We start from the raw sequence: 14060 nt of genomic DNA on the forward strand, positions 1-14060 counted from the left end.
GCGAGCAGCAAGGGAGCGTGAGGCGCTTCGTACGGGTAATGGCACCCAGTCGTCTCGTGCAGTTACTTGATGTCGAATCCATACGTGGTGACCACAGGTTTGTGGTCGGACGGTGCAATATCTCCGTGGAAAAAGTCAACGACCTCGGTCGTTAGGGCTCGAACGCTGCCCCGATGAAACTGAAAATCGATGACCCATGGCGCGGTGGCAGCTGGCCATGTAGGAACCGTCGGCCAGGTGGGCCCAGGAACGACTCCGAGGGCGGAGTAAGAGTCATGTAGGCCGGCCGCGTGCAATATACGGAGAACGTGCCACGATTCGTTGAGGTCACCCATGAACAGCACGGGTTCATTTGGTTCCCCCAATGTGGCCAGGGCGACTCCGGCTGCTTCCGATTGGGCAATCCGTGGGTTGACATGTTCGGTGAGCTCACGCTCTGTCCCCGGAAATGCGAAGTGGGCGGTGCTCACGACGATGGTTGTGCCGTCTTCCGTGGCCAGCCGTACCCAGAAAAGTTTCCGGTGCCGGTGGGTTTCATCCACACCGATTCCGATGTCCAAGGAGCCGTGTTCAATCTCTGTGAATAGCTCAGCGTTCCACCATATCGAGCTTTCGTGGCTCCATCCGTGTTCGTCGTCTTCCACACGGCGGTGACCGGTGAGCACGCTGTCGATGACGTCACGCGTAACGGGACGGAGCTCTTGGACGGCGTAGATGTCGGGGCGACGCGTGACAAGCAACGAGCGCAGTGCTGGTTCACGGTCCGGCCAGCGGTTGTCCGCCCAAATATTATGTGTCATTACTACAAAACGCATGGAATCATGGTCCTTTCGGAGTCTGCGCTGCGCGTTCCGAGCGCAGGCGAGATCGGCTGAGAGAGCGTGAAGGACTGCCCGCGCACAGGAAGTATGAGCTTCGCTGAGGTGCGCGGAAAGAGCTGCGGGTGCGCGCTATGCACGGCCGCAACTGCCCCCGGACGTACGGTTTCAACCAGCCAGGCGAGGTCGTCGGGAGTGGCATGTCCGCCGGAGTCGAGCCAGACAAAGTCAAGCCCGAGCGTCTCAACCCATGCAGTGAGGGATGTCCATTCTGGGTCCCAGGCACCCAACGGTTGTCCGTTGCTGTGGATCAGCACGTCGTCAGGACCAGCCCCGACGGCCAACGCCACCCAACGGTCCGGAACCTGCAGTTCGACTAGGAAATCCCCTCGATTGGCCCGTATATCGTCAATCGCGACCTGCGCGTGGCCAGCCAGGAGGTTCGTGTCCGAATCCCCGGTCGTTAACACTGCGATAGGCGCACCTATGTCGTCCAGTTGCGGCACGGATAAGCCATGTCTCACGGCGGCACGCCATCCGGCCAGGGTCTCGTGCCGCAGCACCAGGGTCCGGCCGTTTGCGGTGGCGGCATCACGCAGGCCTGCTAAGCGGCGAAGATTGCGCGGGTAGGGAGTGACGAAAGCTAGGCCAGCGGTCGCACCTAGGATCCGGTCAACTCTCTCGGCGATTTCGACCTCCGAAAGCGGCTTAGACGGGCTTGAGTCAGGACGAAGCGTTGTGCCTTCCGTGATCAGCAGGTCGACTCCAGCCGCCCGCTCGGCAAAAGCTGCCATGCGTTCAGGTGCGTGGCCGTGACCACGCCAGTCCCCAGTCCAAGCAATCCGCCGGTTCCCCGCCTGAAGGATGAAACCCGCCGCCCCGGGTATGTCGTGATCAACGTGCACGAGCTCGAGGTCCATCCCACCGATGGCGACGTGTTCGCCCTCAACCAAGCCTCGGACCGCAGCCGGAGTGGCGCGCAGCGCCCCTACTTCCGTCAGTCCGGCATACAGAGCGGCGCTGTCGGCACTCATAAGGACTGGCACATCGGGACTAACAAATGGGAGGAGTTCACAATGGTCGTTGTGAATGTGGCTGACGAATATTGCCGTATTCTCAGCGTGGTCAAAGACGGATGTCTGGCTCAACATGCGACCAGTTCCGGCCATCGGCTCTATGGTAGAAGCAACGCTTCCGCCGGTCGGTGTGAGCTGTGTCGGATCGTAGAGCCCCTCAACGTGCGGGGCCATTCCTGCGCGCAGATGCGCGGCGAGGCTCCCCTCGACGGGCGCGGGCGAGGACCGGGAAAACAGAGCCCCCGACGGATTCGGCGTCACGCCAAAATCGAAGAAGACCTCCGAATTCCCGGAGCGAACCGAGACCTGGACCCCCCCGATCGTGCTGGTTCCGTTGAAGAATGTGATGGTTGGTTCCAGTTCAGCATTCATCGGGAAGCTCCTTCAGCGCGGCCGCGAAGGCCGCAAAATTATCAAATCGGGCGCTGGACCAGCGAGCGGCGCGGTCTGTTCCTAACGGGTCTATATGCACTGTTCGGCAGCCTTGTTCGGCCGGGGGAAGCAAGTCATTCCACAGATTGTCGCCAATTACCAAAATTTCCGAAGGCGCAATGTTCCACTGCTCTCGAGCGTGGGAGATCAGCTCCGAGCAGCCGGCAGGCTTGCGCGCATCGAAACGGATTATCTCGAAAGGCGGCTGCAGTCTAAGTCGATCAACCAGCGGCCGGGCTAACTCTTCGGTGGTGTTGGTAGCCAGCAGAAACCGGCGCCCCTGGCTCAAGCGGTGGAGGACCTCATCCAAGTACTCGGAACGGATGAGGGTAGTGCTTGGATCATTGCCGAAACGGCGAGCACGCACGAATGCATCACGAAGAATGTGGGCATTGGCGCCGCGCCGCGCAGCCAAGGCTCCAATGATTTGCCACTGATCGCCTAGGTACCGGAGGGCTCCATCATGTTGAATCGGACCGAGAAGGCTGTCATCCAGCAAAGAAACCGGATTGCCATTCCAATCCAGTGCCTTCTCCGCAACCCAGTGGGGGGCGCTGATCGCGATACCGCGGGACGGTTCCACAAAACTACCGATTTGCGCGGCGGGGTGGCGCCCCTGGATGACATCGGCAACCTCGTTTTGGAGGCCACGGCCTGTGCCATCAACCATTTCCTCCTCCAAAACTCTCGCGTAAAAGTCGGTGATTCGAGGGTCATCGTGGAGTGTGCCGTCTAGGTCGAAGAGCACAACTTTTATGTCACTCAGGTTCTCCAGCGGGGCCGGCCAGTTGAAGCCACTCCTCGTGGGATTTGTCTGCGTCGAGGTTGTTAGCATCGTCACTGCTCAGTTCTGAGGTGATGCCTGGAGAAGGCTGGCCGCTTCAGCGTCCATCCGTTCGGCCGCTTCCTGCGGAGTCACCCAACCGAGGACGACCTCTTCAAGAACTCCCGTGACCATATCGTCGATTGCATTGCCAGCAGCAGTCGGAGGCATGATCTGCGCGTTGACAAAAACATTCTTGAAAGCATCCGCTTTCTGGGGATTCTCCTCGTAGTTCGCGCTCAACAATGCAGTGTCTAAAGCGCTCTTGACTGCGGGCGAATAACCGGTTCGAGCAGCGTAGATGGATTGAGCATCAGTATCGGCAAACCAGCGCATGAATAGCCAAGCGGCAAGTTCTTGGTCGGGCTCCCCGGATGCCAGAATGACGTGGTTTCCACCAAACAACTGGGTAATGGGCTCTTCGGTTTCTTGGGGAGTCAGTGCCACAGACCATTCGAACTTGTCACCGATCTGATCGATTTTCGTCGAGGTCCGCGCCGTGGTTCCGATCTCGGTGGCAGTGCGCTCGTTAGTAAATTCCTGCTCGGTGTCTGCTGCCGTGTAAACGAGCTCGTCCTTAAAGAGTGCAGCCAACAATTCCAGTGACTCAATGGACTCCGGTGAAGTGAATTCGGTCGTTGCGGCGACGGCGTCGAAGGGAGTGATGCCCTTGGAACGCAGCATGTTGTAGTAGACACCGTTCTTTGCGGGCCCCATAGCGGAGTACGCCAATCCGGTCGTGTCCTTCAGTTGACGCGCCTGGTCGAGGAATTCATCCCAGCTTGTGGGTGGCCCGTCAATACCGGCTGTCTCGAACAGGTCAGCGTTATAGTACAGACCCATGCTCGAGTTTCCGTGGGGCCATGACAGGGTGAGCCCCTTGTAGGCATCCACTTGTTGCCTGGCTAGGACACCGTCGACGAGGTCGGCAAGGTCGTCTTCCGAGACACCGAATTGGTCGCTGTCCAGATACGCGTCGAGCGGCACAATCACATCGTTTGCCACGTACTCAAGCACATCGTTTTCATAGGCCATCGAGACATCGGGGGCGCCGCCACCGGCGAGAGAAGCCCTTACGGCCTGATTCAGCTCCTGATAGGACCCCTTGAAGGACTCGTTCACCACAATCCCCCACTCGTTTGTGGCGTTGAATTCCTGAACCATCTCAGTTATCGCTTCCCCGTAGATGGTCGCCTGGATGTGCCAGAAATCGATCTCCACTCCCGTGGGCAAGTCGATGTCATCAATATTTGCTGCGCTGACGGCCGCCTCTCCGGAGCTGGCAGCAGCTCCGAGGCCACAGGAAGTAAGCAGCAGAGTTCCCGCGAGGAAGAAGGAAGTTAGAGCTGTTTTCTTTATCATATTCATATGATTTGTACCTCCGGTAAAGTTAGTGGAATGGGTTGTTGTCAGTCTGGAAACGTTACGAAATCTAGTTGAACTGGTCAGCCTTTTACGCCGAAGGCTGTGAGGCCTTCGATGAAGCGACGTTGAACGAACAGGAAGAATATAATTCCGGGGACCGCGACCAATGTCGTGGCGGCCATGAGCAGGTGGTAGAGCGAACCCTCATCACCGGAAAAGAGCATCAGCCCAAGTTGCACGGGCCGAATGGATTCACTCTGCGTAGCAATCAATGGCCATAAGAGCTCGTTCCATCGCCCAATAAATCCGAACAACACCACGGTCAGTACCGCCGGCATGGTCATGGGAATGAGGACTCGCCAGAGGAATGTCCAGTGAGATGCGCCGTCCATGCGCAGGGCATCCCAATAGTCGCGAGGAACGGCCATGAACGCTTGGCGAAGTAGAAACACGGCAAACGCACTGGCTACACCTGGCAAGATCATTCCGGCATATGTGTCATATAATCCGGAGCCACCCTCCCCAAAGATGCCATTTCCGCCCACCAAGGGGATCTGTCGAATCAGAACATAATTGGGTACAATTCTTGTTTCAAACGGAATCATCATGGTCGCTAAGACGAGCATAAAAAGCAGGTTATTGAACCGGAACTTCAACCGGGCAAAAGCGTAAGCCGCCATAATTCCCGTAAATAGCTGTATGGCAGTTCCAACGACGGCGACTACGAGACTATTGAAGAAATAGCGTCCGAATCCTGAAGGCGGCGATCCCCACGCTTCAGCGTAATTCGCCCATTGTGGATCTGTCGGAAGCATGGTGGGCGGCGATAGATTCACCTCTTGGAAAGTTTTGAGGGAACTGGAAACCATCCAAAAGAACGGGAAGAGCATTACCATCGCTCCGGCGATCAGGGCGGTGTACAAGATCACTCGGCTCGTTACTCGGTACCAGCGCTTAGCCGCAAGTTTTCGTCTTGACTTCGTTGGAATACCGGCGTCTAGGTGCGGTCGAGTTGCCTGACTCGGCGCTCTCTCAGTCGTCTGAAGTGCCACAGTGATATTCCGCCTCTTTAATGTAATGGGATGTTGGCGAAAGAGTTCGGAGAGATCTACTCATAGTGCACACGCCGCTCAGCGAGTCGAAACTGCAGCAGTACAACACCCAGCACTAAAACAAACAGCAGCATGGACAATGCCGCCGCAAATCCCACCGAGCTGGGACGTTCGTATAGGTGACGGAAAATGAGCACAGGTAGCGTCAGAGTAGAATCCAGCGGTGAGCCGGCCCCGGCCCCATAGCCGCCACCGCTGGTCAAGACGTAAACCTCGTTGAAACTCTGAAAGGCGCTGATCGTTGAAACGATCAAGAGAAGAAAAAGAGTGGGCGATACCAACGGCATAGTGATGCGGGTCGCCATTTGCCAGGAGTTCACGCCGTCCATCCGGGCAGCTTCTTTCACTTGGGGATCTATCGTGATCAGCCCAGCAAGGATGATGACGACAGCAAAACCCAACGAATTCCACACGCTGAAGGCAATGACGCAGACCAAAGCAACGCTCGGTCCTTCCAGGACTCCCGGCACGTTTTCTGCCCAGCCAATACCAAGTGCCGCAAGCACTTTGGGAGCGGCGGGTTCTGGATCCAGCAACCACTGTTGTGGTGGTAGGCCAACGGACTCGAGAGCAGAGTTCAGCACACCTATTTGAGGGTTGAGGAGCCAAACGAAGGCTAGGCCTGCCGCAACAGTCGATGTGACATACGGAACAAAGTATGCGGTTCGCAGAATGCCTGAGAAGCGTATCTTTGAATTCAGCATATTGGCAATCACGAAGGCGATAACTATCGTTACCGGCACGGTACCGATCACATAAAAAGCCGTAACGAGAAGACTGTTTCCCACCTCGCCAGGGGCACCGCCGGGGCCACTGCCAATGTCCTCGAGAACTCTTTTGTAATTATCCAGGCCAATGAATTCTTCTGCTTTTATCCCCCAGCGCCAAAGGCTCATCCACGCTGAAAGAAAAATAGGGTATATGTCAAATGCCCACATGAGTAGAAGAGTCGGCGCTAAGTAGAGCGCCGGTAACCAAATTCGCTCTTTTCGTCGCTGTTTGCGTCGTCGGCGCATGATGATTTCTGTTGACATATTCGATTCCCCCGCCTCCAATACTTGATATACATCACGCTAAGAAAGTTTGGTGAACCGGACCAGATGCACAGGTGTCACATAAGAAGACACAAGGTTACGTCGTCGTAAACAAAGTGACTCATCTCACCGGATATCACGACAGATCGAAAGATAACTTAATATCATTTGCGACGAACGCGAATCGTGGCGACAGCCACCTGACAAACGGTGAGACGCGCAGCGCATGCCGGTAGGAGACTGACGAGCACGGATCCTGTGAAACTCTCTCGCGGTCAGCTCCGGGCACGCGTCGTCGCGAGTAAAGGACCGCATCATTGTCGTGCAACGTCAGCTGCATCCGGACGAACTCGTGGGGGTTCGACACGACAGCACTGACACCCGTGCGTCAGTAGCTACGCACCTTCTTTCTGGCTGAGGAGGTGCGTCGATGGAAAGAGAAGCGTGGAGGACCTCCCCAGCTGTCCCAATTCCGCAAAGCGACTGCAGGCTTCTCTGGTTAGCTAAATCCTGCTCACTGCCCCATAAGTCGGTTCTACAGCACCTGCCCGGACCTGGAGATCGAAGCAAATGACCACCCAACGACCGCAGACCGAACTCGGCGACGAGCTCACCAACCTCGGTATTGGACTCCTGATCGGCGCCGCAGTGTTGGCCCTGCTACTTCGTAGCTCGGGTGCTGCCGCGGCCTGGGCAACTGGGACCGCGCAGCCCACCGGCGGACCGGAGACCGGGCTCGCCGTGCTTCTGGACCCAGGCAACCCGGCAGCAGCGCTGCGGGCACCAAATCTGAACCCGGTCGCATATTGGGTGACGACGATCTTGCTGGTGGGGCTGGCATCCGCCTTGGCGTTTGGGCTGTGGCGCATATTTCGGGGCGTCACTACGAAGGTCGACCCGTACCGCATTGCCGGGATCGCGACCCGCGCCGAGGTCGCACGTGCCACATCGCATTCGGCCATCATGAAGCGCGCTGAGCATCTTCGCCCATCTCTCGCGAAGGCCGGACCGCGCGATGTTGGGTATCGGATCGGGCGATCGCGCGGTACTGCGGTGTGGGCGAGCGTCGAGGACTCGATTCTGGTGATCGGGCCGCCACGTTCGGGCAAGGGTGCGCACATTGTGATCAATGCCATTCTCGATGCGCCCGGCCCGGTCGTGACTACCTCGACGCGACCCGACAATCTCACCACGACGCTGCGATCCCGGCAACGGCTGGGGCCAGTGGCGGTGTTCGACCCGCAGCAGCTGGCGGCAGGAGTGCCGGTGGGTCTGCGGTGGTCACCGATTCGTGGGTGTGAGGATCCGCTCACGGCGATGATCCGCGCGGCGGGGCTCGCCGCTGGAACCGGACTGGCCGCGGGCGGAGTTGACGGCGGCGGATTTTGGGAAGCCAAAACCCGCACGGCCCTGCAGTCGATGCTGCACGCGGCTGCGCTCGATCACTGCTCACCAGCTGACCTCTTTCGCTGGACCCTCGACCCGGCCGCCGCGCACGACGCCGTCTCCATCTTGCTGGCTTCCCCGGCCGCAGCCACCGGCTGGGGCGACGCGCTCCGTGCCACGCTCGAGGCCGACCCACGCACACGCGACTCGATCTGGCAGGGAGTCTCGCTGTCTCTGGGTGCATTGGCTGACCCGCGCGTATTGAATTCCGTCTCCCCGCCAGAGGGCGAGGAGTTCGACCCCGAAGCGTTTCTGCGCAGCAATGGAACCCTCTACCTACTCGCCACCGGTGCCGGCTCGAATAACTCGGCCGCTCTTGTCTCGGCTTTCGTCGAAGACCTCGTCGAGACCGCCCGCCGCATCGCTGCCCGAAGCGCGGGAGCCCGACTCGACCCACCACTGTTACTCGCGCTCGACGAGATCGGCAACCTTGCGCCACTCCCCTCGCTGCCCACCCTTATGGCCGAAGGCGGTGGCACCGGCATCACCACCATGCCGGTCCTGCAATCCCTCGCGCAAGCGCGCACGAAGTGGAGCGACAACGCCGCCGGCACCATATGGGACGCATCGATCGTCAAGATCGTGCTCGGAGGCGGCTCCAACTCTCGGGATCTGCACGACCTCTCCACCCTGATCGGCGACCGCGACGAGGCGACCGACTCGACGACCGTCGGCGATCGCGGTTCTCGCTCCTCGCAGCGATCCATCCGACGCGTGCCGATCATGCCGCCCGACACGATCCGCACCCTGCCCTTCGGCACCGGCCTGATCATGCTCCGCGCGGCGCCGCCGATCATCGCGAGCCTGCAGATGTGGACCGCCCGCGCCGACGCCAAGGAGCTGCGCACGAACCGCGAGGAAATCGAAGGGTTGATGCGGGCGCCAATTCGGAACACGCCTGCTCCGGAGCCGGTCAACGAGCCGGACTGAAGTCGAACTCGACGCTCCAGATCACGTTCCCGACCAGACCGTGCGACGGATCTCGGTGCCGAACTTCAGACATCCGCTTTGATCGCCGCCCCCGGCAGATGCATCAACGTGGAATGAGGACGCAGAACTCGTTGCCCTCGGGGTCGGTGAGCACCACCCAAGGCACGTCGCCCTGCCCAATGTCAGCATCCATCGCACCCAGAGATCTCAACCGGACCACCTCACCCGCCTGGTCATCACGAAGGTTCGGACGCAAGTCGAGGTGGGCGCGGGTCCACACCGTGCCGACGGGAACGCGAACGAACTCCAGATACGGACCGACCCCCGCGGCCGACCGCAGCCGCGCAAAATCGTCGGTCACCCCGTGCAGGGTCCAGTCCATCGCCGCGTTCCAAAACCGAGCCATCGCCCGTGGATCCGCGCAGCTGACCACCACTGCGGCGATCGGCCCCGTGTCGGCGTAGATCGCCCGAGGCTCGAGCACGCAGAACGCGTTTCCCTCCGGGTCGGTCAGAACCGTCCACGGCACGTCGCCCTGACCAATATCAGCGGATGTCGCGCCCAGCGTCTTCAATCGCGCGACCAGTTCCGCTTGATGGACCAAGGACCGGGTAGCGAGGTCGAGGTGTGCGCGGTACTTGACCGTTTCGGGGTCGGGGACTGTGACGACGTCGACGCAGACGGCGGCCGGATCCGGCAGGACCATGCCCGGCGGCTCAACGTTGGTCACACCGGGACCTTCGCTGGACACGCCCCAGCCGAGCGCATCCGCCCAAAACTGGCCGAGCGCTGAATCATCCCGTGCCTTGAAATTCACCTGAACCAGTCGAAGGGCCATGGCGCCCAAGCGTATTGGCCAGGCTCACTTGAGACCAGACCCTGCCCATGTCAATCTTCAGGTGCCAGAGCCGCCTCGCCGACCGGGATCCCCCCGAGGACCGGCGCGATCGCCATGGTGCCCATGGTGCACCTCCTAGTGAGCGCGGACCCCGATGGTCCGCCCACATCGCAGGAGGTCAAGTCCCATGGCACTTCACACGCAGCACTCGCTGTCCGGTTTCATCGCTTCCGACCCGCAACAATCGGTCACCGAGAACGGCGACACGCGCTTCTATGCGCGTGTCGGCCAGCCACACTTCCTGCGCGAGGACAGCGGCAGGTTCACCGCACTCGAACCGACATTCCACGACCTCGTCGCCTACCGCGCCACAGCTGAACGGGCGCTTGCCCGATTCGCCAAGGGCGACAGCTTTGTCTCAGAAGGGTATGTACGCACCTTCCAGATTGAACGCGACGGCGAAACCATCCAACGCGAAGAATTTGTCGCCAAGAAGATCGGCCACGATCTCGCACGCACCAACTATCAGGTCGTCCGTACCCATCGTGCCGGTGCCGACATCGAGGTCGAGCACGAGGCGGAAGCGGCACACACCGAATCCAGGCGGTGAACAGGCGATGTCAGAGTCACTCGTCGAGTGGGCTTCAGAAGATCACGATGACGGCTTCGGGGCGAGCCCGTTGGACGATCTCGACGGGCCGCTCACTGCTGAGCCGCCGCATCCGATCAACTGGAACCTGCTCAGCGCCGACGACGCCGAGGCCGAATGGATCGAACTCAACCGCTGGGTGAACTGGCTGCGGCGCACTTACGGTTTGCCGGCATCCGTTGTGCCGCCGTTCTGGCATCGACACCCCGAACTTGTCTGGGAACTCTCCGCGCTGCATCTCCACTGGCTCGGCGCCTACGACCCCGACCAGCACGGCTCGGCTCCGCTCGGCTGGCATCGCGATTTTGCGGATGCCCGCCAGCGGCTTCGCGACTGGGTCGCCGTTTCGGGTACGCGGTTGGAGCGCGACCGACCGACGCGGCAGACTGCGTGGCCAGGAGAACCACCCACCGACGCGGTCGAGGACGTTGCCATCGGTGACCGTGACGAGGACTTTGTGCAGTTCGTCGTGGATGACGTCGCCCGGCGGCGCGAGGCAGAGGCTGAATTGCTCCGCATGCCCTGACGTTACCTGATCCATCACAGCTTCAAATCGTGGGTTGCAGGTTCGGGCCCTGACCCGACTGTGGGATCGGCTCCAAAACGACCATCCCGAGTGGTCGCTCTGGCATAGCGGGCTATCTCGGCGATTTCTCGACACCAGCTGCTGCAGAAGAGTTTCGGGAGATTGTGCGCAAGTGGGTCTCCGCAATTAGCGCAGTGATCATCGAAAAATACCGGACAGCACCCGGCGGCGCGTGCGGTCGGAGGACGTGAACGCGTCGCTCGGCCATCCCGTCCTCGTCCATGTCTCTTTCCCCCTCGCCTCACCATACTGCGCAGTGGCCAGCGACGCGTCGAGAAGGGGCGACCTCAGTAGCACGGTGAGGTCGCGCTGAAAATGATTGGCATTCACTCTCACGCTATTGCGAATAACTACGACCGCAGGGCGGACCCAGCCGCCGCGTCACTGAATGGCACCGGGGAAACGGAACATGAATACGCTAGGTGGTCTCGCGTGGAACGATTCGACATGGCAGCGACTCGACACCGGACCGAGCGTCGCCGTTGATAGCATCAAAAAGTCGGTGCGCAGCCAATGCCCCCAGCGCCTCGAGGTTCATATCGACACTCGTTAGCTGGGGTCGAGACCCGGTCGTAAAGACTTCCCAATTGTCGTAACCCATCACCGCGACCCGGCCGGGCACGGCCCAACCCGCCTCCCGCACGGTTTCCAGTGCGCCGCGGGCGATCTGGTCATTCCCGCACAGGATTCCGTCAACCTCGGGATGCTGTTCGATCAACTGGGCTGCTGCGTTGCGTCCCCATTGTTCAGTCCAAGAGCCGAACTGGGCGCCACCAACCAGTGACATTCCATGGCTCGACATGGCCTTTTCGATGCCGCGCACGCGATCCTGTGATGCCGCATAACCGATTTCACCGGTGATGTGGGCGATATGACGCCGGCGTCGAGAAACCAGGAACTCTGCGGAATCTGCGCCTCCCTGCACGTTATCGGGCACGAGGGAGAGATCATTCGCGTCAACTGAAGGGGCGTAGACATATACGACAGGCACCGGTAGATTCCGACCAAGTGATGGCCGTGGATCCGTACTCGAGCCCACCACGATCAGACCGTCAACGCGGCGGCTGAGCAGTGCGTCTAGGTGATACTTCTCCCGAATGGCATCGCCGCGCGCATCGCACAGGAAAACCGACATTTTCCCTTTGCCGAACGCATCCTCGGCGCCCATCAGAATCGGCAGGGAGAAGCGGCCGTCCAGGTCGCCGGTTATTAGCCCGACGGTGCCGGTCTGCCCGGCCAGCAACCCGCGAGCGAGCGCGTTGGGAGTGAACGAGATCCGCTCCGCAGCGACGAGCACGCGGGCACGGGTGTCAGGATGCACTTGGTCGCGACCGTTCAGGGCTTTCGAGGCGGTGGCGACGGAGACACCAGCCAGCCTGGCGACATCGCGCAGGGTGGAGCGGGGTTGCGGCCTGCCTGTGGTCACCATATCGGCACCCCCTCGCGTTTCGACAACTGCGGATGCTCGGCAGAACAGTCCGGACCGCGGGCAAGCACCCCGCGAAAAGACGGAACCAAAAGTTTTCCGGTTGAGTCGACAGTACACGGTTGACGGCCACCATTGGTGGCTGATACATTCGCCGAAAAGGTTTTCGGTAAATTTCGCGAATGTTCTTCGCATCGCGACGCACCCATCAACGACGATTCCAGACAAGGAACTCACATGGTAGTGAAATCCGCACGCAACAGCCGACTCCGCATCCGCGCATTCTCTTTGGCGGGCGGTGCAATTGCCGTTTCGGCAGCGCTCGCCCTCACCGGGTGCACCCCGACATCATCGGGTGGATCCGCCGGCGACAGCGACACCATCACGGTGTGGCACTACTTCAGCGATGAGAACCAGGTCAAGGTCATGACCGACTACAAGGATCTCTTTGAGGAGAACAATGACGGCGTAACCGTTGAAAATGTTTTCGTTCCGTACGACCAGATGAATTCGAAACTCATCACCGCGGTGGGTTCGAAGACCGGACCCGATGTGGTCGTGTTCAACGGCGCAGACGCCTCGACGCTGGCTCTGGGCGGCGCTCTCGCCCCGATCACTGAACAGTGGGGCGCATTCACTGACAAGGACCAGTTCCCCGAGGCCGTCGTGCATTCTCTCGAGGACGATGTCTATGCCATCCAGGGGTACGTTAATCTGCTCGGCCTTTGGTACAACCAAGACATCCTCGATGAGGTTGGCGTTGAGCCGCCCACGACGATGGATGAACTCGACGCTGCTCTGGCCGCCGTGACCGCCGCAGGCAAGAGCGGCATCACGTTGTCTGGCCTGCCCCAGTCGCAGGGAGAGTGGCAGGCGTACCCGTGGCTGACGAGCTTCGGATTCAACTACGACAAGCCCGAGGTCGCACCGCTCGAGGACGCGTTCACGATGATCCAGTCCTGGACGGGGTCGGGTGCTCTCACGCGCGAGGCCGTGACCTGGGACCAGACGGTTCCGTTCCAAACGTGGGCGGCGGGAAACGTGGCCTTCGCCCAGAACGGGAACTGGCAGCTCGGAACCGCTCGAAGCGACGCCGACTTCAATTATGGCGTCGTGCCACTTCCCGTCGGCGACAGCGGAAAGGTTTACCTCGGTGGCGAGGGCCAGAGCATCGGGGCGTTCAGCGCGAACCCGGAGCTTGCCTGGGACTACCTAGAGCAGACATATTTCAGCGAGAAAGGACAGGCCATCGCGCTGAGCGGGGTCGGCAGCATTCCGAGCCGCCTGGACGCCGCATCCGCCCCCGAGGTGACCGAGGATCCGATCCTCGCGGCGTTTGCCCAGTCGCTCGAGGAAAACGGGGCGAACTATCCGTCACCGGCCGTGCCAGCGGCATCTATCGCAGACCAGCAGCTCGTCGTGGGACAGATCTGGAGCGCCGTCATCGGTGGCCAGATGACACCGGCGGAAGCCGCAACGAAGCTCGTCACTGACCTCGAGCAGTTGCTCACGAAGTAGACCCGAT

Annotated in this window: 12 protein-coding genes; 4 read left to right on the forward strand and 8 right to left on the reverse strand. The window is 60.3% G+C overall.

Annotated elements, in window-relative coordinates:
- Positions 1-62 precede the first annotated feature (62 nt).
- The 6 genes from E3T46_RS01140 to E3T46_RS01165 all read right to left on the reverse strand — a co-directional run bounded on the left by E3T46_RS01140 (position 63) and on the right by E3T46_RS01165 (position 6660).
- On the reverse strand, positions 63-800 hold the full coding sequence (locus E3T46_RS01140) for an endonuclease/exonuclease/phosphatase family protein (protein WP_166790144.1): 738 nt from the start codon (positions 798-800) through the stop codon (positions 63-65).
- A gap of 2 nt (positions 801-802) precedes the next feature.
- Positions 803-2266: an MBL fold metallo-hydrolase gene (locus E3T46_RS01145; RefSeq protein WP_134577145.1), complete on the reverse strand. Its 1464-nt coding sequence runs from the start codon at positions 2264-2266 to the stop codon at positions 803-805.
- On the reverse strand, positions 2256-3161 hold the full coding sequence (locus tag E3T46_RS01150) for an HAD family hydrolase (RefSeq protein WP_241980396.1): 906 nt from the start codon (positions 3159-3161) through the stop codon (positions 2256-2258). The genes E3T46_RS01145 and E3T46_RS01150 overlap by 11 nt, the downstream gene beginning before the upstream one ends.
- A 9-nt stretch (positions 3162-3170) precedes the next feature.
- On the reverse strand, positions 3171-4511 hold the full coding sequence (locus E3T46_RS01155; RefSeq protein ID WP_166790145.1) for an ABC transporter substrate-binding protein: 1341 nt from the start codon (positions 4509-4511) through the stop codon (positions 3171-3173).
- A gap of 83 nt (positions 4512-4594) precedes the next feature.
- Entirely contained in the window at positions 4595-5443 is an 849-nt protein-coding gene (locus tag E3T46_RS01160) for a carbohydrate ABC transporter permease (protein WP_134577148.1), read from the reverse strand.
- Positions 5444-5622: 179 nt separating this feature from the next.
- Positions 5623-6660 (reverse strand): sugar ABC transporter permease, encoded by a 1038-nt coding sequence (locus E3T46_RS01165; protein WP_134577149.1) that lies wholly within the window; start codon positions 6658-6660, stop codon positions 5623-5625.
- 570 nt (positions 6661-7230) lie between these two features.
- On the opposite strand from E3T46_RS01165, the gene E3T46_RS01170 reads away from it, so the two are divergent.
- Complete coding sequence (locus E3T46_RS01170) at positions 7231-9036, forward strand: TraM recognition domain-containing protein (protein ID WP_134577150.1); 1806 nt, start codon at positions 7231-7233, stop codon at positions 9034-9036.
- Between the two features lie 103 nt (positions 9037-9139).
- Here the strand turns inward: E3T46_RS01170 and E3T46_RS01175 are convergent, their stop codons facing one another.
- Positions 9140-9874: a VOC family protein gene (locus E3T46_RS01175; RefSeq protein ID WP_134577151.1), complete on the reverse strand. Its 735-nt coding sequence runs from the start codon at positions 9872-9874 to the stop codon at positions 9140-9142.
- Between the two features lie 187 nt (positions 9875-10061).
- Between E3T46_RS01175 and E3T46_RS01180 the strand changes: the two genes are divergently transcribed.
- Together E3T46_RS01180 and E3T46_RS01185 are read left to right on the forward strand one after the other, a co-directional pair.
- Positions 10062-10484 carry a single-stranded DNA-binding protein gene (locus E3T46_RS01180; protein WP_134577152.1) on the forward strand — a complete coding sequence of 141 codons (423 nt, stop codon included), beginning with the start codon at positions 10062-10064 and terminating at the stop codon, positions 10482-10484.
- Between the two features lie 7 nt (positions 10485-10491).
- Complete coding sequence (locus E3T46_RS01185; RefSeq protein ID WP_134577153.1) at positions 10492-11049, forward strand: hypothetical protein; 558 nt, start codon at positions 10492-10494, stop codon at positions 11047-11049.
- A gap of 478 nt (positions 11050-11527) precedes the next feature.
- Here the strand turns inward: E3T46_RS01185 and E3T46_RS01190 are convergent, their stop codons facing one another.
- Complete coding sequence (locus E3T46_RS01190; RefSeq protein WP_134577154.1) at positions 11528-12538, reverse strand: LacI family DNA-binding transcriptional regulator; 1011 nt, start codon at positions 12536-12538, stop codon at positions 11528-11530.
- A 234-nt stretch (positions 12539-12772) separates the two neighbouring features.
- Between E3T46_RS01190 and E3T46_RS01195 the strand changes: the two genes are divergently transcribed.
- Positions 12773-14053: a sugar ABC transporter substrate-binding protein gene (locus tag E3T46_RS01195; RefSeq protein ID WP_134577155.1), complete on the forward strand. Its 1281-nt coding sequence runs from the start codon at positions 12773-12775 to the stop codon at positions 14051-14053.
- The last annotated feature ends 7 nt before the right edge of the window (positions 14054-14060 follow it).

The sequence above is a fragment of the Cryobacterium sp. Hh11 genome, assembly GCF_004404045.1.
Classification (GTDB): Bacteria; Actinomycetota; Actinomycetes; order Actinomycetales; family Microbacteriaceae; genus Cryobacterium; species Cryobacterium levicorallinum.

Excerpts from the sequence above, each read along its gene's own strand:
- E3T46_RS01190 (WP_134577154.1), bottom strand. The coding sequence starts at position 12,538 with ATGGTGACCACAGGCAGGCCGCAACCCCGCTCCACCCTGCGCGATGTC.
- E3T46_RS01195 (WP_134577155.1), top strand. The coding sequence starts at position 12,773 with ATGGTAGTGAAATCCGCACGCAACAGCCGACTCCGCATCCGCGCATTC.
- E3T46_RS01165 (WP_134577149.1), bottom strand. The coding sequence starts at position 6,660 with ATGTCAACAGAAATCATCATGCGCCGACGACGCAAACAGCGACGAAAA.
- E3T46_RS01145 (WP_134577145.1), bottom strand. The coding sequence starts at position 2,266 with ATGAATGCTGAACTGGAACCAACCATCACATTCTTCAACGGAACCAGC.
- E3T46_RS01155 (WP_166790145.1), bottom strand. The coding sequence starts at position 4,511 with ATGATAAAGAAAACAGCTCTAACTTCCTTCTTCCTCGCGGGAACTCTG.
- E3T46_RS01140 (WP_166790144.1), bottom strand. The coding sequence starts at position 800 with ATGACACATAATATTTGGGCGGACAACCGCTGGCCGGACCGTGAACCA.
- E3T46_RS01150 (WP_241980396.1), bottom strand. The coding sequence starts at position 3,161 with ATGCTAACAACCTCGACGCAGACAAATCCCACGAGGAGTGGCTTCAAC.
- E3T46_RS01185 (WP_134577153.1), top strand. The coding sequence starts at position 10,492 with ATGTCAGAGTCACTCGTCGAGTGGGCTTCAGAAGATCACGATGACGGC.
- E3T46_RS01170 (WP_134577150.1), top strand. The coding sequence starts at position 7,231 with ATGACCACCCAACGACCGCAGACCGAACTCGGCGACGAGCTCACCAAC.
- E3T46_RS01175 (WP_134577151.1), bottom strand. The coding sequence starts at position 9,874 with ATGGCCCTTCGACTGGTTCAGGTGAATTTCAAGGCACGGGATGATTCA.
- E3T46_RS01180 (WP_134577152.1), top strand. The coding sequence starts at position 10,062 with ATGGCACTTCACACGCAGCACTCGCTGTCCGGTTTCATCGCTTCCGAC.